Raw genomic sequence first — 20,095 nt, forward strand, 5'->3', positions numbered from 1 at the left:
TGCTCTAACTGTTCATCAGCCGGGCGAAGAAACTCTTCTTCTTCTCGGGCGGCTTGGGCGCGTAGGGTAACTTCGGCCGGTCGAGCGCTATCGCCAGTGGATTGGCGCTGCAGAGCGCCTGAGCCATCTCTTCATCGGCACGCTCGGCAATGAACGCGGCCGCCGCGGACATCTTCGGTGAGCGTTGCTCGGCGGAATGGCCGTCGCTGGCGACGAGGTGAATGCGGCCGCCGCGCAGCAGTTCCAGGCTGAACTGTTCGGCGCGCTTGCCAAAACGCCCGCGAAACGAGGAGGCCGTCACTTGCGCCAGGCAGCCGAGCCGCAAATATTCATCCAGCGTTCCCGGATTCTGCTGCAGCACGGGGTTACGCTCCGGATGCGCCAGCACCGGCACCATGCCCCCCGCGGCGATCTGCTCCAGCGCGCTGCCGAGCGCCTGCCGCTCGAAGAATTCAGGGAATTCCACCAGAACATAGCGGCCGCCATTCAGCGAAAGCTCGCGCGGCCGCTCCAGCAGCGCGCTGACGTTTTCGAAGCTGAGATGCACCTCGCAGCCGGCCATGACCTGCACGCGCCCTTGCAGCTTTTCCTGCAGCTCGCCGCAGAGTTCGGCGGTCCGCGCCCGTGAGAAGGAGAACTGATAGTTGCTGTGCGGCGTTACCACGACGTGCGTCGTGCCGTCAGCGATCAGCACCTCAGCCATCGCCAGCGATGCGTCCCAATCTTTGGGGCCATCGTCCAGGCCGGGCAATAGATGCAAATGGGTATCCACCCATCCGGCAGAGTCGGAATTAGAATGTGCCATCGTCCTTCTGGTAGCGCAACAGTTCTTCGCGGGCGGTGGCAAAACGCTGCTTGAATGCCTGCTCACCGGTCAGAAAATTGAATGCCCGCCCTTCTCTCCTAGTGTGACGCAAGAGCGCGTATAACGCCAGAACACCCGGAGACATCGCTGCCGCCCCGGGTTCATAAGCGATGGTGTAGGCATAGCGGACCTGCGGGGTGAGCCAGCACAATAGACCCGCCACCACGTCCCCGCGGCGACGCAACTGCCACAACTCGGCCACCGCCGGCTCCTGCTCGACCATGCGCAGCACCCACCGGCATTCCTTCGGGCCCAGTACGTTGCGCTCGTTCCGGGCTTCCAGTGCCGCCGCTTTGCGGGCAAGCAGCCAGTCCAGCATGCGGAGGCGATCGGCTGGCGCCGATACTACGGCCAGGGTGACGCCGGCCGCGCGCCAGCGGTGTTCGACCCGGGGATGCCCTGCCGCTAAATCATCCGCGCCTGCCGGGCGTAACGGCGCCGCAGCGTAGCGTTTTTCCCTTAGCCCCGACAGCCTCCAAAGCTCCCGCCACGGCGATGCCTCTGGAACGCCCGTAACCGTTACCGGTGCGCCCCATTGTGAGGCCAGCCAGCGAGCCGCATCGGCCTCTACTTCCGGCTCAGCGGCACCCACCAAATCCTGATAGTCGAACAGTCCTTCGCCCAGCAAACCCCAGCGCCCGCGGCACCGTGCCAGGGGAATAATTACGGGAGGGTCGCTGCGCCAGGCGATGGAGATTTCGGCTTCATCGGCAAAGCAGGCGGCCCAATGGCGTGCAAAGGCGTAGGTCTGGAACACGCTTTGCGCGCCGGCCGCTTCCGCCGCCTGCCACACCGCCGCCAAAGGCGCGAGATTCGCGTCGCGGTGCCGCTTCCAGCTCACCTTTCTCTAGGTGCTTCGGAGCGGCTCGCAGTTGCCTCAGTCGCTGCTTTCGCGCCGGTAGTTGGGAGCTTCCTGGGTGATGATCACGTCGTGGACGTGGCTCTCGCGCAGACCTGCGGTGGAGATGCGCAGGAAGCGAGCCTTTTGCTGAAACTCCTCAATCGACGCGCAACCACAATAGCCCATGCCGGCGCGCAGGCCGCCCACAAGCTGGTGCACCATCGCCGCCAGTGGCCCTTTGTAGGGCACGCGGCCTTCAATGCCTTCGGGTACGAGCTTGTCGCTGCGATTGCCCTCGGCGGCGGTTTGCAACTCGTGCTGGCCATAGCGTTCGGCCGAACCCGCCTCCATCGCGGCCAACGAGCCCATGCCGCGATAGCTCTTGAAGGTCCGGCCCTGATACAGAATGATCTCGCCCGGGCTCTCGTGCGTGCCGGCAAACAGGCTGCCCATCATCACCGCGCTGGCGCCGGCCGCAATGGCCTTGCTGATGTCGCCGGAATACTTCACGCCGCCATCGGAAATTACCGGCACGCGCTTGTCCGGATTCTTGCTGGCCGCCACACTCGCCTTCACCGCATTGAGGATGGCGGTAATCTGGGGCACGCCTGCGCCGGTCACAATGCGCGTGGTGCAGATGGAGCCGGGACCGATGCCGACCTTGATGCCGTCTGCACCGGCCTCAATGAGGTCGCGTGCTCCTTCGAACGTCGCTACGTTGCCGGCGATCACATCGATATCCGGCAGTGCCGCCTTAAGCTTCCGGACCGCCTCCAGCACGCGTTTGGAGTGTCCGTGTGCCGTGTCCACCGCAACTACATCCACTTTTTTCGCCGCCAGCGCCTGTGCGCGCTCCAGAAAATCGCCGGTCGCTCCGACCGCTGCCGCTACGCGCAGACGGCCCTGCTCGTCCTTGGCCGCCAGCGGGTATTTCAGTTTTTTCTGAATGTCTTTGACGGTGATGAGACCCTTGAGCGCGTAGTTGTTATCCACCACCAGCAGTTTTTCCACCCGGTGCTGATGCAGGATGGCTTCGGCGGCTTCCAGCGTCGTGCCCACGGGCACGGTGATCAGGTTCTCCTTGGTCATCACCTCGCCGATGGGAATATCGGTCCGCGTCTCAAAGCGCAGGTCGCGGTTGGTCAATATGCCCACCAGCTTGCCTTGCCGGGTCACCGGCAGGCCACTAATCTTGTACTTGCGCATGACCTCCAGGGCTTCGGCAATTTTTTGCTCCGGCTCCATGGTGATGGGATCGACAATCATGCCGCTCTCGGAGCGTTTGACCTTATCGACTTCTTCCACCTGGCGCTCAATCGTCAGATTGCGGTGAATCACGCCCAACCCGCCCTGCTGCGCCAGCGATATAGCCAGCCGGGCTTCGGTCACCGTGTCCATGGCGGCCGAAAGGATGGGAATGTTCAACCGGATGCGGCGGCTCATGCGCGTCGCCGTATGCACTTCCGTAGGCAGGACTTCGGAATAGGCAGGTTGGAGGAGAACGTCGTCGAAGGTGAGCGAATCAGGAATCGGCAGCTCAATCATGGGTAAGCGTTTAGTTTACCAAGGCCAGCGTCTCCGCAAACGGCCAAGCGGCATCCACCCATTGCCTCTCCAGCCGGAAGCCGGCCTCCGTCAACAGGTTACGGATGTCGCGCAGGCGGTATTTGTGCGAGCTTTCCGTCCAGATGGTCTCGCCCCGCGCAAACTCGAACACCTCGCCGTCTGGAAGTCGCACGCGCTGCGCCCGCCGCGCCCGCAGGTGCATTTCCACCCGCCGCTGGCGCGCCCGGTAGACCGCGCGGTGCTGCCATTGCGCCAAGTCAAAATCCGTTCCCAGCTCCCGGTTCAGCCGCGCCAGCAGATTCTTATTGAACGCCGCGGTCACGCCCGCCGGATCGTCATACGCGCGGCGCAACAGCGCCGCCGGTTTAACCAGATCGAGCCCGAGCAGAAGGCCATCGCCGGGCTGCAGCAGATTGCACAGGTCCTGCAAAAATGCGACCGCATCCGGGGGATCGAAGTTGCCCAGCGTGCTGCCCAGGAACAAGACCAACAAGGGGCGCCTACTCAGTGGCACGGCCACCTCTTGTTGGAGCCGCCCTCCCGGTGGTCGGGCTGGAGCCGAGCGTCGCTCCCCGGCATTGGACGGCCGCCGGCACTCAGAGCGTCTCCAAGTTGTCTCGTCAGGGGCCTGCCGGCGCCGGCGCGCAATCGTTCGCAATCCCTGTACGTACTCCTCGGCCAGTGGCTCGACCTCCAGGCCCGCGATCGCGGCCAGCTCGCGTTGACTGCGCTCCAGGGCATAGGACGAAATTTCAATGGGCCAATAGCGCGTTGGCGGCCGATCGTCTTTTCTGCCGGAGGTCAGAGCCCGCAAGATCCAACGCGTCTTGCGCGCACTGCCGCTGCCCAGCTCCGCCACCATCACGCCGGAGCGGAAGGGCGCGATCATTTCGCGGGCATGCGCGCGCAGCAGCCGTTCGTCGGCGGCCGTCAGTCCGTACTCCGGCAAAGCGCATATGGCCTCAAACAGCAGCGAGCCCACTTCGTCGTACAAGTATTTGCAAGGCAGGCTCTTCTGGCCCTCCCGCAGTAACCCGGCGCGAGCCGCTTGCAGCAACTCGTTATCACTGGATTCCTCGGGCAGTGCGGGGAGCGTTAGAGTCTCAGCCATGTTGTCCTAGCTGACGCACCGAAAGCCGGCGTACACATAAGGATAGCTGGGCTGGAACCAGTTGCGAAAGCTGCGCCGCAACAGACAGGCCGCGGTACGCGCCGAACCGCCTTTCATCACGAAATGCTTGCCGTCGAAGAAATTGGCCGAATAACCGGGATAGAAATCGAATGCGGAAAAGCCTGGGAACGGCGCGAACGGCGTCGCTGTCCATTCCCAGCCGTTGCCGACCAGATCTTCCACGCCCCAGGCGCTGGCGGCCTCGGGAAACGCCGTGGTCGAGGCCGGATCCCAGCCGCGCAGATCGAAATTGCCGGCGGCGCGCTGGGGCGCGGCTTCGCCCCACGGAAAACTGCGCTCGCTGCCATCGCGCGTGCCATAGGTCATGCGGTGCCATTCCGCTTCGCTCGGCAAACGCGCACCCTTCCAGCGGCAGTAGGCGGTCGCTTCCGCGTGTGTGACGTAGACGGGCTGGTCGAGCGGCAGGGGCACTTCGCCGAACATGCCGTGATAAAACCAAGTCGCGTCGTGCTGAGTCCAGAAATGGGGCGGTGCGGCGCCATCGTTCACGAACGCCAGATAGTCGCCGTTGGTCACCTTGTAGCGATCCGCCAAGAACGCCGTGACCGGTTCGGTGTGCGCCGGAAATTCGTTGTCCCAGCCGAAAGCGCCGCGCCGGTTTTGGCCGAGCGTAACGCAGCCTGCCGGAATGCCCACTGGCGCTGTCGCTGCTTTGACCGCTCCACTGCTCTGGCGCGGTGCCGGGCCCGGCTGTTTGTGCTCATACGGGAGGTTATGGAATAAATAGCTCAGCGTTTCCACATGCATCCAGCGGTGCTCCAGCGCCACCTCCAGCCGTTGCGCCACGGCTTCGCCTCCCTGCCGCGCCAGTGCGTCGCTGAGCCGCTGCCTCACGTTGCGATTGTAATCGCCGACTTCGCCGATCGCGGGCCAGGCCGAAGGGGGATCAGACGGCAGGGCGCCATCCACCGGATCAATGCCGAAGGCAAACAGCTTGTCCCACTCGGCGTGAAAGGGCTTCAGCTCCAGCGCCGGCGCCAGCAGGTTCCAGTCAAACGCCTCCAAGTGCCCGAGATAGAACACCAACCGATGCCGCTCCGGAACCGGGCGCTCGTACAGAGCCTCGGGCTTCACCGCCCGCCAGAGCTGATCGCTTGCCGCCTGCGCCTCCTGCCACCGCTGCAGCACCCCTGCCATATCGCACCTCCTCTATTGATTGTGCGGCTAGGCCAGTGGATTTTCCACCCGCACACCCAGAATGGTTGAGTCCGCCTGCAGGCCTTCCGTATACAATGTGCGGCAGCCCGCGGCCGCCGCCGCGGCAACGATCAGCGCATCCCAAATCGAAATCCGCTGCAGGATGACGCAGTCCATGGCGCTTTCGATAATCGCCGGATTCACCTGCACGAGGTCATACGCCGACAAGTCGCGAACCACCGCCCTGGCGCCCAGGGGCGAAAGCTTCAGCTTGCGCATCGCAACCGAAAATACTTCCTGCAGGATCTGGGTCGAAATTACGCCGCTGCGCGTGCACCCCAGGTCGACCAGCAGCGAGCGGCTGCGCTGCTGTTTTTCCGGCTCGTCCTTGTCGAGCGCGTAGATCAGAATGTTCGTATCGAGAAAGGCCTTACTTGATCCAGCGGCCGAGCCGTTCCTCATAAATCTCTTCTCGATTCCATTTCCAGCCGCCCGAGTGCCCGGGATGCTCATCCATCGTGCGCAACAGCCGGTCGACGCCCGCCGCCTGATCGTTCACGACTGTGCGCTCCAGCCACTCCCGAATGAGGTTATTCAGGGTGGTGTCGTGCTGCCTGGCGTAGGCGCGCGCCGCCTTCAGCGTCCGCTCATCGATCGCCAAGGTGACGTTCTTGTTCACGCCCTCAGGTTAACACATAGGCTGTGTACACAGCCTATGTGTTGCCAGGTGCGTAGGCGAGTCTTAGCTCTTGCGCCAGATCGGCGAGGCGTTCGTCGGCGGTCCACAGCGGCCAGTTCTGCTGCTGCGCCGCAGCCAAAAGATGCAGATCGATCCAGCCCACGCCGCGACCGCAGAGTTGATGCCGGCGCGCCCACGCGGCCACCTGCTCGTGCGGAAGCCGCGGGGCCCAAGGCAGTTCGCGGTAATCGCGGAGCAGGCGCGCCCGTCCGCCGGTGTCGCCGGCCAGCAGCTCGCCGTGGACGAGCTCGTGTCCTCCTGCGATTCGGCGCGCCAGCAGCCCGTCCAGCTTGGCTTGATACTCCAGCTTGCCCATCAGCGCGCGGACCCAGACCGACGTATCAACGAGGGTCATCGCGCCGCTCGGCGCGCGCGCAGCGGCTCGCGCCGCCGGGGAACATCGCGGGCGTCCGGCTCCGAGCCCAGGTAACGGCGCAGCCGCTCGTAGGCGGCCTGACGGACCAGAGCCCTCAGGCCCTGATGAATGGTCTCGGTATCGGTGCGCGCTTTGCAGATGGCCCGCGCCTCGGCGAGCAGCTCAGCATCGATATTGAGCGTTTTCTTCATCCATACAATATTACTGCTGGTGTATGGATGCCACGCGCCGGCCGGCCGCCCCCGGCGGCGGCAACTCGAGTTGATACAGCAGGGCGAAGGTGGCGATCCAGTGTGTCTCCAGATAGCCGGCCCTGTCGAGGTCCTTGAAGCCGGCGTTGGCGTGGATCGCCGCCAGGCGTTCCAGCACCGGAATGCGGGCATCGCCGTGGGGCAGGGCGCCGGCAATGGCGGTCATGGCCGCGGCGCGCGAAAACGCCAGGCCGAGAAGATGCGACTGGCCCGCCATCTGCGAGGGCAGCATCTTGCTGGCGTCGAACGGCGTCACCAGCGTCCGGAAGGCGGTCGAATACATACGCGGCATGAAGGCGTTGTACCAGGCGACAAACTGCGCCTGCGGCAACAGCCGTGCCATCAGCGCGCCTTCGGCGAGGCAAGGCGACAGGAATGAAACCCCGGCAGGCTCGTACGCCGTCGGGCAATCCTGATCGTGCGCGTAGAAGCGCTGCGCCGTCGCCACAATCACCGTGTGCAGCGCCGTATCATGCGCCGCCGCGGTATAGGGCAGCATCAGATCCATGTCGAAGGCGGTGTTCGGATGGACGCCGATGCGATCCGGCGTGGGCAGATGCTTGCAATAGTCAGCCAGGTTCTGGGAGACAAATGCCGCCAGCGGCGCCATATTGGCAGCCCACTTTTTTGCTTCCGGGTCGTTCCAGTCGAGCAGCGAGCCATAAAGCTTCAGGATCCACGCCTGTCCGTAGGGCCGGTCGAACGACTTGTGTTGCTGCAGGTATGCCAGCTCGCCCGCCAGATTGCTCTTGCCCAGATGTTGGTTCAGCGTCCCGCGAATCAACGAATCCAGCGGCAGCTTGGGAAACCGCTGCAGCAGGGTCACCAACGTCCAGGTGGAGTTGATCGCCGAGTGCCAGTCAAAGCAGCCGTAAAACGCCCGCTGCTTCGCATAGCCGGGCAACAGCCGGCTAGCGCCCGCCGGTTGCCAGAGATACCCGCCGCGCGGCGCAGGCGCGGCCGCCGCCGGCTTGCCCTTCGCCTTGGCCGCGACGGGCTCAAACGCGGCATACGATGTCCCCGGACTAGCCTGAATGTGATCGAGACATGACAGCGGATACGCCGCCAGCGTCATGGCATCCATCTCGGTGAGCGGCGGCGCCTGCGCCGCCGGCAAGGTCTGCAAGAACGCCTCGACCGAATGCACCTGCTCCACCGGCATCACCGGCGAAGTTTCGACCCTCGCCGGCGCAGGTGCCTTGGCGCTACATCCGGCCAGGGCCAACGCGGCCACAAAACTGAGAACTGAGAACTGTAAGCTGTGAACTCTTCTCATTCCAACTCCCATCCCCGCGTTTCCGGCACAAACAGGGCGGCCACTGCGGCGAGCGCGAACGCGATGCCGCACAACTCGAAGGCTCCCGCCAGGCCGTGCGTTTGGCCAAAGCCGCCGATCAGCAGCGGCGCGAACGCGCTCAGGCCGCGGGCGACGTTGTAGGAGGCGCCGAGTGCGGTGGCACGGATGGGCGTGGGGAACAGCTCGCTGCCCAAGATGCCGGAGCCAGTGAAAAAGCCCGTGCCGAAAAAGGCCACCAGCGAGGCGGCAATCAGAATCTCGGTGGGCTGCCGCGCGGCTGCAAACCAGGGCACCAATGCCGCCGCAATCGCCAGATAGATCACGATGGTGCGCTTGCGCCCCCACCGGTCGGCGAACACCCCAAACAGCAGATAGCCGGGCAGCATGCCGCATAGGTTCAGGATCAGCAGAAAAGCGGTGCTGCCGAGCAGGGCAAAACCGCGCCCGCCCCTGTCCAGCGGCAACATGAGATAGGCCGGCAGCCAGGTGAACATGCCCCACCAGGCAAACATGCCGAAGGTGTTCATCGCCAGCAGCGCCACGAGGCGCGGCGTCGCCCGCCGCCATAGTTCCGGATGCGGTACTTTGGGTGGTTTGCCGCGCTGCTGCTGCCACAGCTCCGGCTCGGGCACGCCGTGCTGAATCCAAAGCGTCACCAGCGCCGGTATCACGCCCACAAAAAACACCCAGCGCCAGCTCGCATGGGCCAGCACCAGTCCCGCGACCAGCGTGGCGAAGGCGTAGCCGATGGCCCAACTGCTCTGCACGATGCCGAGCGCGCGGCCGCGCCAGTGTGTCGGCCAGGTCTCGGCCACGAGCGCTGCGCCGGCGTTCCATTCCCCGCCCATGCCCAGGCCCAGAAAAAACCGGAACGTGGCCAGCATGGTAATGCTGGTCGAAAAACCGCTGGCGAAGGTGAACAGCGAGTAAATCAGGATGCTGACGCTCAGCATCCGCCGCCGCCCGAGACGGTCCGCCAGCAGGCCGATGATCAGGCTGCCAATGGCGCTGGCGATGAGGGTGAGAGTGTTCAGCAGCCCCGCGGTGGACTCGCTCATCCCGAAAGCGGTGATGAGGTGGGTCAACACCAGCGAGTACAGCATCACGTCGAAGGCGTCGAGCATCCAGCCCAGGCCGGACGCAACCAGCGTCTTGCGCTGGGCGGACGTCGTCGCCTTCCAGCGAAACGGCGGCGGTGCCGGGGCGGAGGCCGTCGGCGAGGTTGGCGGCGAACTGGCGGAATCGTTAATGGCCATCGGGCATGGGCGCGACCTTGGGTTCGGAGCTGGGCAGGATGGGCCGCTTGCGGTTCCGCAGCCAGCTCACGCCATCTTTGCCCGGGTGCTCGCTGCGCTCGACGCGCAGCTTGCCCTGGGCAAGGTATTTCAGGTGCACCATATCATAGGCAAAGCCGGCTGAGGCCATAAGTTGCATGTAGGCGCCGTGCGCGGTTTCATCCGGTGCTTCGGTGTAGCCCTGATCCCAGGTCACTTTGTTATTGGCGCCCTGGCCGGCCATGCCTGGCCGGTGGCTGGTCGTTCCGGTTAGCGACATATAGATGCGGATGCCGTTCACAATCGGCTGCTGCATGTTGTCGGGCTGGAAGGCCTGACCCCAGCGCTGATAGCGCGCGTCCATGCGGCTCTCCAGCGGCAGCAGGCCGGACACGTTGCGTTCGGCGTCCACAATGCGGTCGCGCAGCGCGAAGGCGATGGCCTTGGAATAGTTGTCCGGGCTATCGGCGCGTTCATAGCCCAGGCTGGTGAACCAGCCGCGCGGCAGCCACCAGGTGCGGCCGTTGTTGGCGCCATCGCGGCTTTGCACCCAGGCGCTATATTCGCTGAAGGGCTGCACCCACTCGTGCGAAGGGTAGCCGTGCGGATTCAGAAACGCATCCGGATTCCACTGCGTCAGCAGCAGCCGGCGAGTGCGCGATTCCGGATAGACCGGGTCGATCTCGCCTTGTCCCATCGACACATCGGCCGCCAGCGAGCCGTGATAGGCGAAGTGCAGCAGATTGTCGGGCATGATCTTGTCTTCGATCACGTCCATTTTGGCGCCGTCCGGGTTGTCAATCGGATGCAGCACCACATTTACCTGGCGCAGATCCTTGCGGTACGCCGGGTCGCTCACCAGCAGCTCCGCCAGCCGTTCGACGTGGCTGGTGCTCGAGGGCTCATCGGCGTGTTGCCGCGCCGAGTAGACAATCGAGGCCTTCCAGGTCGTCTCCTTGGGCCAGGAAATCAGCTTGGCGGGCGTGGGCAGCATGATGTCCGCGGCCCAGATCACCTGGCCTAAATAGCTGCGCCCCATCGAGTAAACATTGACACCCGGATACTGCGCCAGACGCGCCAGATTCGCGGCGCTCTCCGCCGGCCCGATCGGCTCTTGCCACTGCACAAAGTATTTCTGCCCGGTGGGCGTGGCCATGGGCTGCACGTCCGCAATCTGCGGCCGCGCGTGCGCCGGCGGCGGCACGTTCCAGCTCACTAACATCCGTGCTTGCGGAGATTTCGGCGGCTGCCCCAGCGCCCGCGGCAGTTCCAGCTCGACCTGCATGTGCCGTAGATCGGGCCAGGCCAGCTCGTCGGGATAAATGCCGGCGGCATGCATCGCGTCCAGCCAGTGCAGCTCGCCACGCGCCTGATCCACGGTGAACATGCTGCTTTCCAGCCGCTCGCGGCCTTCCAGCTTCGCCCAGGCGGCCATGTCGTAATGCCGCTTGTCGACCGGCAGCAGCCAGGTCAGGTCTTCAATGCCCGGCACGTTGGCTTTCACCCGCGCGGCAATCAACCGCGGCTGAAACGCACCACTCAGGGCCGGCAGATTGCGCAGTTCTTTATGCTGCTTGCCTTGCGCGTCCGTCCAGCTCAAGCTGACCAGCGGATTGGGCGCGGCTTTGGCGTAGAAGTTAATCTTGACCGTCCCGTCTTCACCGTCGCGCGAGGGATGCATCACCGGAATGATGCGCCCGACGTAGTCTTCCGGCCGCCCGTTTTCCAGATCGCCCATCGTGTCGATGAACGTCTCAGTCGAATAGAACAGGTCCTCCTGCAGCGCCTCGAGCGACGAGATCCGCTCCCGGTCGATGCCGATGTTGTAGTTCGGCTCGGAGAGCTGGAAATCCATCTGCAGCGTATCGAACGGCGGCACGTACTCGGGCCGGAGATGGCCGTGCGCCTGCGCCAGGATGAAGCGGTAAATGCGCGGCAGCGTGACGGTCTGGTAGGTGTGCCAGAACTTTTCGATGTCGGTCTCGATGCGCTGATCGAGCAGTGTCTGCGCACCGTTGGTGAGCGTGACCCAGCCCGTATCCACCTGCACGTTTTCGTAGGTCGGCATGGCGCTGAAGTAGGGCTGCATTACCGTGTGCACGGAGAACGTTTTGCTCAGCAGCACGTTGCCGGCGGTGTCGTAGGCGGTGACCTTGTAGGTCGGGCTGGGCGCCGGATTCATGGGATCGCGGAAAGCGATCTGCAGCGGCGTTTCCACCGGCCGCGAGTCGTCAAACTCCGCCAGATGAATGTCGGCGAGCGGCATCGGAATCTGCTTGGCCAGAATTTCGTCTACCGGATAGAGCTCCTGCATCCAGCGCGCGGGCGAGTACATGTCACGGATTCCGGTTTCGTCCACGTCCTTGGCGGCGTCAATATCCAGTTTGGCGATCTTGTGGCCCTGCTGCTGCAACTGCGCCAGCTCCGGCCCGACCACGTCGTGCAGCCAGCTATAGCCCTGCTTATAGGCGTCGAGCACGGTAATGTGGAGCGCGGCGGGGTTGGCGCCCGCCTTCACCAGCATGTCGTGCAACTGCGCCGCCAGTTTCTCGCGTTCCTGCGGCCCTTCGCTCACCCGCGCTTCCAGGGTCACGGGCTCGCCCGGCTTCAGCTTCGCCGCGGCGGTGCGCACATCGTCGAGCAGCGTCGTTCCTTCCCAGGGAATATGGATGGTCTGCGAAAACGTCGGCTTCGCCTGCTGGAAGGGAAACTCCGGGTTGCTGTAATGAAAGTCCGGATCGGCATCGCAGCAGCGCGTTCCCGCGCGCAGGCTCGCCGCTTCGACCGTCGCCGGGACATGCAGCTTGGCCTGCACCTCCTGCTGAATAAAGCCTGCCAGCTTCGGATCGACCAGATCGGCGTACAGTGACACCTGCACATGGCTCACCGGCTTGGTGCCGATGGCATCGAGCCACTGGTTCAGGAAGAATAATCCCGCCGATGCCTGACCCACGCCCGAGTGCAACGAGAAGAAGCGGTGCAGGGCGTAGCGCACGTTCTCCAGCGAGGCGTACTGCTTGCCCACCTGCCAGACGTTGGGAAAATGATCGGCCAGCAGACTCAGCGCCGCTGCCTGCCCGGCGGCATCGCCCTGGGCCATAACTGCGGCATTTTTGCCAAAGCTGTTGTCCACGACGCGTACTTCGCCCTCGCCGGGTGCAAGCGCCGGATCGGCTTGCGCCGCCGTGGGATCGTGTGCCTGGAGCTTCTTCGCAATCGCCTCGGCCATAGCGTTGCTACCCGCCACCACGGGCTGCGCGTCGATTTTCTTCAGGTTGGCGAGGCTCGCCGGCGAAGCGAGGGGCAGCGTGACGCCCAGCGACTCCAGCCCCATGCGCGCTGCCAGGTTCGCCAGCGCGACGCCCGCCGCGCCGGCCGGCACATACAGGTGCGCCTTGAGGACTGCCGGCACCGGCACCGGGCCGCTTTTGGCAAACCATCCCTTGGCGGTATAAACCTTGGCCAGATCGAGGCCTTTCATGCCGTCGCCAGGAGCGTTGCCGCTGGCCGGCGACTCAGTCTCTGCCGCCGCCGGCGGCGCTGCTACCGGCTTGGCATGAAACGGCTTGGGGTTGACCGCCGTGATCGCCTTTCCTCCCAGCACGAACAGCTCATGCACCGGCGCCAGCTTGCCGCCCGCAAATGCCTTGGCCAGCCCGGCGGCGGTGATCGGCCCGCTCGCCACCAAATAGGCCTTATCGATGCCTGCCTGTCCGGCCAGATAGTCCAGCCCCACCAGCTTTACCTTCGCGCCCGGCGCCGCGGCGTTCACCGCCGCCGCAATGGCACTCAGGTCGGCAGCTTTCTTGCCGGTCGGCCACAGGAACGGCGCGTGGGCGGTAAACGCATCAGCCGCCGTGGTCATGCCCGCGGCATCGCCTACCACCAGCAGATCGTGATTGCCGGTTCCAGGCTGGAGCAGCGCCACGCGCCCATGCTTCGGTTCCAGCCGGAACGTCCAGCCGCGGAGGGCGGCTGCATCCGCGGCCGGCACGGCGCCGCGGCCGATATAGATGTGCGGCCCGCTTGCCGCTGCCGCTGTGCCTGCAACGACCACGAGCGATGGCGTCAACCCCATCGAGCCATGGGCCAGCCGCGCTGCAAAATTCGCCGCCGCGGCGTTTTGCGCTTCCGTCGGCTGCGCGGGCACGACGATGTGGCCCACGATGGCGTCCGCCAGGCCGTCGTGGTTCGTATCCTGCAGCAACCAGCCCGTCGCGAAGACGCGGCTGAGCGGTCCGGCTGCAGCCGCCGGAGACTGAGGGGCCACCGACGGCTTCGCCTGCGCCGCGCCTCCCACGCCCAGACACACCCCCAGCGAGACACACAGCAATAAACGGCGCATGGCGTTACCCTCCTTGGCCAGCCCGGAGCTGGCAGGCCTGACGTTATCAGAACGAGAACTTGATGGCCAACTCCGCTTGTTGCAGCGGCCCGGCGTTGGTCGGCTGCCCCCAGGCCTTGGAGCGCAAATTGGTTGTCACCCCGGTGTAGTTGTAGGTGCCCAACACATTGAAGAGCTGGCCGATCACCTCGAGTTGCCGCGCTTCGCCCAGGCTGAACCCGCGCGAGGCCCGCAGGTCGAATTCGTTGACGCGCTCATTCGCGATGTCGGCTGAGGATACTGCGGGCAGCCCCAGCAAGGTGCGATAGGCGTTGACTGCCGTAAAATCGAGGTCGCGCCGCGCCTGGTTGCGGCTGGTGCCCACGACATACTGCGAGGTGCCGTCGGCGTTGCGCGTGGTCGAGGTCACGCTGAAGGGCGGCGAAGAACGCAGATTGTAGATCGCCCCCAGCGTGATGCCCCAGGGCGCCTGGTAGGAACTGCTGGCCACCAGCGCATTGCGGCGGTCAATCGAACACGGTCCCCAGTCGAGCGACCAGTTGTTGTAGTCGGTCACTGCCCCCTGCGCGCCACTGCCCATGCAACTGGAAAGCGTGTAGGAGAGGAGGAACTGATAGTTGCGGCTGAAGCGCTTATCCGCGCGCACATACAGCGCCTTGTACTTGGATTTGTAGATGGGATCGTGCTGCTGGATCTGATTGAACTGCGACAGCGGACGCACGCCGTTCACCGGATAGTTCAAATCCACCACTTTGTAGTCGCGCAGCGTCAGTTCATACACCCCATCGACGTTCAGGGAGAAGTTGGGCGAAAGCTCGCGCGAAAAGCCCAGATTGTACTGCTCCGAATAGGGATTCTGGAAATTGGGCGCCAGCACGGTCAGCGTCGGCAGGATGGTGAGCGCCGGACCAGTGGCGTCGGGATAGCTGGGGCAGCTCGCCTGCCCGGGCTTGCTGCAGCTAATCAGGATTTCCTGCTGCGCGAAGTTGCGGTCTTCTCCGAAATTCTGCAGCGTCTGGATATTGCCGTAGTAAATGCCGTAGCCGGCGCGCAGCACATCCCGGCCGTTGCCATTCATATCCCAGCTCAGGCCCAGGCGCGGCCCGAAGTTGTTCTTGTCGCCGCGCTGGGACGGGTCACCCAGAAAGGGCACCGGCTGCGGATACGCGGCCGGGTTGATGTGCTCGTTGAAGGAGCCGAACTGGCGATCGTACACCAGCCCCAGGCTCAGGTTCAGGTTGCGGATGCCGGTGTATTGGTCGCTGAAAAAATAACTCGTGTCCGCGGTCGGCACGGAGGTCGTCACCGGCGGCTGCAGCTGGAAAAAGGACGTTGGACCGTAGGCCGGCGTCGTGCCGCTGGCGGGATAGTACAGATTGGCGGCGCTGAAGCTGGCGTTATTGGGAGCGTTGCTGGGGTTGAGCGGCTGGCTGGGATCGGTGTTGAAGGAGAAATGGCCGAGATGATCGTAGCTGCCGTCATCGGCGAAGGGCACGTACTGGATATCGAAGCCGGCCTGGATGTTGTGCGCGCCGTGCAGAATGCTGAGCGTGTCCTTGTACTCGTAATGGTGCTCGATGCCCACTTCGCCATAGTCGCTGCCCCAGGCAAAATCGGGGAAATTCAATTGCACATGGTAGGGGGCGAAGCGCGACGCCGGATACTGCCCCAGCGTCGTCCAGATGTTCTGGCCGCAGGCCTGGGGGCACTGGGTGGGCGCCAGCAGGTAGGCGGAGCGCGCGTACTGGAAGCGGAAATTGTTCACCACGTTGGAGCTGAGCTGCCAGGTGTGGCCGGCCACCAGCGACTTGCGCGGGATCAAGCCGTCGTAGCCGGAATTGGAGGCGCGGTCGCCGCCGCAGCCCTGGCAGGTAAGCAGGTTCCACTCCTGGCTATAACGCGCAAACATCATCTGGTTGGCATTGATCTGGTAGTCGAAGCGCAGATTCAGCAAGTCGTCGTGGCTGGGCCGCGGAAACACGCCCTCGAAGCCGCCAAAAATCGCCGGGTTGTTGCTGAAGACGGTGTAGGAACTGTGGGTGAGTGTGGATTCCCAACTGCCGAAAAAATGCAGCTTGTTCTTGACGATGGGCCCGCCCAGATCGCCGCCAAACTGATTGCGGTTGAGCGGCGCCTTGCCGGTATGCTGCGCCAGCTCGGCCGCCTGCTGGAAGCGGTTGTCCCGGTTCAGTCCCTGATTGCGCCAGTACTCGAAGACATCACCATGGAAGGCATTGGTGCCGCTCTTGGTGACCACGGCGACCGCCCCGCCGGTGGCCATGCCTCCGGTTCCGGCGGCGTACTGCGACGTGTACACCTTGAACTCCTGCACCGCGCCTTCGGGGATATTCTGGCGCGGCTCGCCCATCTCCGCCCAGTTGTTGTTCACCCCGTCCACGGTGAAGCTGTTGGAGTAGTAATGGCCGCCACCGCCGATCTGCACGTTGTTGTAAAAGGAGCGCGAAGCGTCCTGGGTCGTGCCCGGCATGAGCAGCGACAGATCCAGGTACTGCCGGTTGGCGATGGGCAGTTGCGTGATCTGCTTGGTGGTAATGACGCCGGCGACGTTGCTCTTGGTGACGTCAATGGGCGGCGGCGTGCCCGAGACCTCGACCGTGGTCTGCTGCGCCGCCAGCTTGAGCGCGTCGTGACGCACGATGTTGCTGCCGATCTGCAGCACGATGCCCGCCACCTTGGTGGTGGTAAAACCCACATGGCTGAAGGTCAGGCTGTAGGGCCCGAGGGGCAGTGCCGGCAGCAGGAAGCGGCCGTCGACGCCGGTCTCCACCGCACGCGTCGTGCCCGTGGCGGTGTTGGTGGCCACCACCTTCACGCCCGGGATCGCGGAGCCACTGGGATCACTCACCACGCCTTGAATCTGCCCGCTGGACTGGGCCTGAGCGGCCGGCAGGACCGCCAGGGCGAGCGCCAGCGCGAGCCCCAGGGTGCGCAAACGGAATAGCGTCTTCATGGACAGACTCCTTTGTGGCGGGTGACTGAAATGGACTCTCCGGCTGCACCCGCTCCGGCCATTTATAATTCATCAAAATCAGTTTGTCAATTTAATTTTGAGTCCGAGTTTGTGCTTGGGGAAGATATGGCTGTATTCTCTGGATATGCCCCGCACCTCCCGTCTTGACAGCACCCCACGGCACACCGTAGGATCACGGATTGTATACCGATTGTTGATTGCACCGTTTGCGCCAGGCTATTTCTGATGACCACCGCCGAACGCCTCTACCGCACCCTCAAACAGGACATCATTACCTGCGCGCTGCGCCCGGGGCAGCCTTTCAGCGAGGCCGAGCTCTGCCGCCGCTACAAGGTCAGCCGCACCCCGGTGCGCGAGTCCTGCCAGCGCCTGCAGCGCGACGGCCTGATCACCATCGTCCCCTTCCGCGGCTACTTTATCGCCCCGCTCACGCTCGCCGAGTTCCATAACCTGCATGAAGTACAGCTCATCGTCGATCCCGCGGCGGCCGGCCTGGCGGCGCTGCGCGTGCAGCCGCAACAGCTCAAGGCGCTGGAACAGGCGGCCGAGTACGAGTACCGGGTGGGCGTGCGCGCCAGCTACGCCACCTTCCTGCAGCGCAATTTCAACCTGCACGTAGGCATCGCCCAGGCCACTCACAATGAGCATCTGGTGGAAATCGTGACGGCGATTCAGTCCCGGCTGATGCGCTTTTTTTATCTCATCATTGCCATGGACGCCTACGGACCGCAGCTCGTGCACGAGCACGAGCTCATCATGGACGCCATCCGCGCCCGCCGGCCCGACGAAGCCCGCCAGCGCGCCGCCGAACACGTCGCCCAGACCGTCCGCCGCTCCGCCGGGGTCTTCATGACGGCCACGGAAGCGCGCCTGGGCGAGCTCATCACCGAACCCAGCAGCCTGATGGGCGCCCCCTCCGAACCGCATCCGCTGGCGGAAGCCGCCGCCGTTATGGGCTGGCCGAGCGCGGCGGCGCCCCTCAACGATGCCGCCGCCCTGCAGCGCGGCCGCGCCGGCGTCGAAGTCCGGCCCGCGCTGCTGCCCACTCCGCGCCGGACATTGACTGGCGCGGGGCCCCGCGGGGCGGCGCCACGCGACCCGCTTAACGTCCGGCCGGGCTGCGGACCCGTGAATCCCCGGCCCGGCCGGCCGCGGAGGCGTTCGTGAGCGTGGCCGTCGCCTCCCGTCGCATCGCCATCGATACCGGCGGAACCTTCACCGACTGCGTTTGGGTCGAGGAGGGCGAGCTGCGTGTGCTCAAGCTGCTGTCCACGCCGAGCCATCCTGGCCAGGCCATTTTGCAGAGCCTGAAGCAACTCGATGCCGCAGCGGCCGAAGTTCGCCATGGAACGACCGTCGGCACGAATGCCCTGCTGGAGCGCACCGGCGCCCGCGTTGCCTTCATCACCACCGCCGGCTTCGAAGATACGGTCGCCATCGGCCGGCAGGCGCGTCCGGAGCTCTATCGCTGGTCGAACCCGCAACCCGCGCCGCTCGCGCCGGAGTCCTTGCGCTTCGGGATCGCGGAGCGCACGCTGCCCGACGGCAGCGTCCTGCAAGCTCCCACGCCTGCCGATCTGGCGCGCCTGGCGGAAGCCGTCGCCACCGCCCGGCCGGAGGCCATCGCCATCTCGCTGCTGTTCGGCTTCGCCAATTCCGCCAACGAGCGTGCCGTCGCCGCTGCCCTCGCCTCTCTGGGCGTGCCCATTTCCGTATCGCACGCCATCCTGCCCGAGTTCCGCGAATACGAACGCGGCGCCACAGTTTTGCTGAATGCCTATCTCGCCCCCAAAATGGGTGCCTACCTGCGCGACTTGGATGCCGGATTAGGGCGCCAGAATCCGGGCGCGCGCCTGCATGTGATGCAATCCTCCGGCGGCATTACCTCGGCCGCGACGGCGGCCCGGGAACCCGTGCGCACCATCCTTTCCGGCCCCGCCGGCGGCGTCGTGGGAGCGTACCAGGCTGCGCGCCAGGCTGGTTTCGACCGCATCCTCAGCTTCGACATGGGCGGCACCTCGACCGACGTGGCGCTGCTGGAGAACGGCGGGTTGCACACGACCCACGAAGCGCAGGTCCTGGGCCTGCCCGTGGCCGTGCCCATGCTCGATATTCACACCGTCGGCGCCGGCGGCGGCTCGCTCGCCAGCTTCGATGCCGGCGGTGCGCTGCAGGTCGGCCCCGCTTCCGCCGGCGCTGATCCCGGACCGATTTGCTACGGCCGGGGCGAGCGTCCCACCGTCACCGATGCCAACCTGATCCTTGGCCGGCTCGACGCTGCCGGCCTACTGGGCGGCGGCATGCGGCTTGAGGTGACCCGCGCGCGCTGCTTTCTCGACGCCGCCAAAGGCAGCGTGGCCACGGTAGAAGCCTTTGCCGATGGGATTGTGCGCCTCGCCGAGGCCGCCATGGCCAAGGCGTTGCGGGTGATTTCGGTCGAGCGCGGTTACGATCCCCGCGAGTTCACCCTTGTCTGCTTTGGCGGCGCCGGCCCGCTGCACGCCTGCGCGCTGGCCGAGGCGCTGGAGATTCCCCGCGTCCTGGTCCCGCGGCTGCCAGGCGCGCTTTCGGCGGTGGGCATTCTGCGCTCCGACATGGTCCGGGACTACTCCCGCACCGTCATGGCGCCAGTCACGCCGGCCCTGGCGCCCCGGCTCGAACACATCTTCCGCGAGCTCGAGCGCCAGGGCGCACAGGAAATGCGCACCGAGCACCTGCACGCGGTGGCTGAGCGCTCGCTCGACGTCCGCTACGCCGGCCAGGGCTTTGAGCTGACGCTGCCGGCGGGCGCCGGCTTTGCCGCGCGCTTCCATCGTCTGCACGAGCGCCGCTACGGCTACGCCGATGCCGCACGGCCACTGGAGGTGGTGAGCGTGCGCGTCCGCATGATTGCGGCCTCTTCCCCACTGTCAATGCGGCGCCAGACGCCGCGCCGCGGCAATGGCCGCCAGGCGCGTGTGGCCCAGCGCCCCGTCTGGTTCCAGGGCCGCCCGCGCGCGAGCGCCGTTTACAACCGCGACCGCTTGCACGCCGGCGATGCCTTCACCGGTCCGGCCATCATTAATGAGTACAGCGCCACCACCGTCGTGCTGCCCGGCTGGCGCGCCCGCGTGGACGGCTGGCGCAACCTGATCCTGGAGGTCGCGTCGTGAATATCAGAGAGCAGCGCAGCCGCGGCTTGGGGCCTCGGGGCCCCCAAGCTGCGGCGAGCACAAGCGGG

The 20,095-nt window shown here is 65.1% G+C and carries 15 protein-coding genes; 2 read left to right on the forward strand and 13 right to left on the reverse strand.

Translation table 11 applies throughout. From position 1 onward, the window contains the following. Positions 1 to 4 precede the first annotated feature (4 nt). The 13 genes from EPN33_12635 to EPN33_12695 are packed head-to-tail and all read right to left on the reverse strand — an operon-like array spanning position 5 to position 16,854. Positions 5 to 805 (reverse strand): exopolysaccharide biosynthesis protein, encoded by an 801-nt coding sequence (locus EPN33_12635; protein ID TAN21460.1) that lies wholly within the window; start codon positions 803 to 805, stop codon positions 5 to 7. Next, positions 792 to 1,706, reverse strand: coding sequence for a GNAT family N-acetyltransferase (locus EPN33_12640; GenBank protein ID TAN21461.1), 915 nt, complete (start codon positions 1,704 to 1,706; stop codon positions 792 to 794). The genes EPN33_12635 and EPN33_12640 overlap by 14 nt, the downstream gene beginning before the upstream one ends. Before the next feature lie 36 nt (positions 1,707 to 1,742). After that, the gene (guaB, locus tag EPN33_12645; GenBank protein TAN21462.1) at positions 1,743 to 3,251 is read right to left on the reverse strand and encodes an IMP dehydrogenase; all 1,509 of its coding nucleotides are present in this window, start codon (positions 3,249 to 3,251) and stop codon (positions 1,743 to 1,745) included. 10 nt (positions 3,252 to 3,261) lie between these two features. Then, positions 3,262 to 4,383 (reverse strand): L-histidine N(alpha)-methyltransferase, encoded by a 1,122-nt coding sequence (locus tag EPN33_12650; protein TAN21463.1) that lies wholly within the window; start codon positions 4,381 to 4,383, stop codon positions 3,262 to 3,264. A gap of 6 nt (positions 4,384 to 4,389) precedes the next feature. Then, positions 4,390 to 5,601 carry an ergothioneine biosynthesis protein EgtB gene (locus EPN33_12655; protein ID TAN21464.1) on the reverse strand — a complete coding sequence of 404 codons (1,212 nt, stop codon included), beginning with the start codon at positions 5,599 to 5,601 and terminating at the stop codon, positions 4,390 to 4,392. A 27-nt stretch (positions 5,602 to 5,628) separates the two neighbouring features. Next, positions 5,629 to 6,114 carry a PIN domain-containing protein gene (locus tag EPN33_12660; protein TAN21465.1) on the reverse strand — a complete coding sequence of 162 codons (486 nt, stop codon included), beginning with the start codon at positions 6,112 to 6,114 and terminating at the stop codon, positions 5,629 to 5,631. Next, positions 6,032 to 6,280: a hypothetical protein gene (locus EPN33_12665; protein TAN21466.1), complete on the reverse strand. Its 249-nt coding sequence runs from the start codon at positions 6,278 to 6,280 to the stop codon at positions 6,032 to 6,034. Before EPN33_12665 ends, EPN33_12660 begins: the two co-directional genes overlap by 83 nt. A 34-nt stretch (positions 6,281 to 6,314) precedes the next feature. Continuing rightward, positions 6,315 to 6,695, reverse strand: a complete 381-nt coding sequence (locus EPN33_12670) for a PIN domain-containing protein (GenBank protein ID TAN21467.1) — start codon at positions 6,693 to 6,695, stop codon at positions 6,315 to 6,317. Further along, entirely contained in the window at positions 6,692 to 7,099 is a 408-nt protein-coding gene (locus EPN33_12675) for a type II toxin-antitoxin system VapB family antitoxin (protein ID TAN21468.1), read from the reverse strand. The genes EPN33_12670 and EPN33_12675 overlap by 4 nt, the downstream gene beginning before the upstream one ends. Continuing rightward, positions 6,918 to 8,255, reverse strand: a complete 1,338-nt coding sequence (locus EPN33_12680; GenBank protein ID TAN21469.1) for a DUF2891 family protein — start codon at positions 8,253 to 8,255, stop codon at positions 6,918 to 6,920. Before EPN33_12680 ends, EPN33_12675 begins: the two co-directional genes overlap by 182 nt. Next, positions 8,240 to 9,520, reverse strand: coding sequence for an MFS transporter (locus EPN33_12685; GenBank protein TAN21470.1), 1,281 nt, complete (start codon positions 9,518 to 9,520; stop codon positions 8,240 to 8,242). Before EPN33_12685 ends, EPN33_12680 begins: the two co-directional genes overlap by 16 nt. After that, positions 9,510 to 13,883 (reverse strand): hypothetical protein, encoded by a 4,374-nt coding sequence (locus tag EPN33_12690; protein ID TAN21471.1) that lies wholly within the window; start codon positions 13,881 to 13,883, stop codon positions 9,510 to 9,512. Before EPN33_12690 ends, EPN33_12685 begins: the two co-directional genes overlap by 11 nt. A 46-nt stretch (positions 13,884 to 13,929) precedes the next feature. Continuing rightward, a complete protein-coding gene (locus EPN33_12695) occupies positions 13,930 to 16,854 on the reverse strand; it encodes a TonB-dependent receptor (GenBank protein ID TAN21472.1) in 2,925 nt (974 codons plus the stop codon). A 246-nt stretch (positions 16,855 to 17,100) separates the two neighbouring features. On the opposite strand from EPN33_12695, the gene EPN33_12700 reads away from it, so the two are divergent. Both EPN33_12700 and EPN33_12705 read left to right on the forward strand, forming a co-directional pair. Beyond that, on the forward strand, positions 17,101 to 18,042 hold the full coding sequence (locus tag EPN33_12700) for a GntR family transcriptional regulator (protein ID TAN21473.1): 942 nt from the start codon (positions 17,101 to 17,103) through the stop codon (positions 18,040 to 18,042). Between the two features lie 2 nt (positions 18,043 to 18,044). Next, positions 18,045 to 20,027, forward strand: a complete 1,983-nt coding sequence (locus EPN33_12705) for a hydantoinase/oxoprolinase family protein (GenBank protein TAN21563.1) — start codon at positions 18,045 to 18,047, stop codon at positions 20,025 to 20,027. Positions 20,028 to 20,095: the final 68 nt, after the last annotated feature.

This window comes from Acidobacteriota bacterium (assembly GCA_004299485.1).
Classification (GTDB): domain Bacteria; phylum Acidobacteriota; class Terriglobia; order Terriglobales; family SCQP01; genus SCQP01.

Coding starts and splice junctions, on each gene's coding strand:
- EPN33_12635 (TAN21460.1), bottom strand. CDS start 805: ATGGCACATTCTAATTCCGACTCTGCCGGATGGGTGGATACCCATTTG.
- EPN33_12675 (TAN21468.1), bottom strand. CDS start 7,099: ATGCCCGCATTCCGGTGCTGGAACGCCTGGCGGCGATCCACGCCAACG.
- EPN33_12680 (TAN21469.1), bottom strand. CDS start 8,255: ATGGGAGTTGGAATGAGAAGAGTTCACAGCTTACAGTTCTCAGTTCTC.
- EPN33_12670 (TAN21467.1), bottom strand. CDS start 6,695: ATGACCCTCGTTGATACGTCGGTCTGGGTCCGCGCGCTGATGGGCAAG.
- EPN33_12660 (TAN21465.1), bottom strand. CDS start 6,114: ATGAGCATCCCGGGCACTCGGGCGGCTGGAAATGGAATCGAGAAGAGA.
- EPN33_12700 (TAN21473.1), top strand. CDS start 17,101: ATGACCACCGCCGAACGCCTCTACCGCACCCTCAAACAGGACATCATT.
- EPN33_12655 (TAN21464.1), bottom strand. CDS start 5,601: ATGGCAGGGGTGCTGCAGCGGTGGCAGGAGGCGCAGGCGGCAAGCGAT.
- guaB (TAN21462.1), bottom strand. CDS start 3,251: ATGATTGAGCTGCCGATTCCTGATTCGCTCACCTTCGACGACGTTCTC.
- EPN33_12650 (TAN21463.1), bottom strand. CDS start 4,383: ATGGCTGAGACTCTAACGCTCCCCGCACTGCCCGAGGAATCCAGTGAT.
- EPN33_12690 (TAN21471.1), bottom strand. CDS start 13,883: ATGCGCCGTTTATTGCTGTGTGTCTCGCTGGGGGTGTGTCTGGGCGTG.
- EPN33_12685 (TAN21470.1), bottom strand. CDS start 9,520: ATGGCCATTAACGATTCCGCCAGTTCGCCGCCAACCTCGCCGACGGCC.
- EPN33_12695 (TAN21472.1), bottom strand. CDS start 16,854: ATGAAGACGCTATTCCGTTTGCGCACCCTGGGGCTCGCGCTGGCGCTC.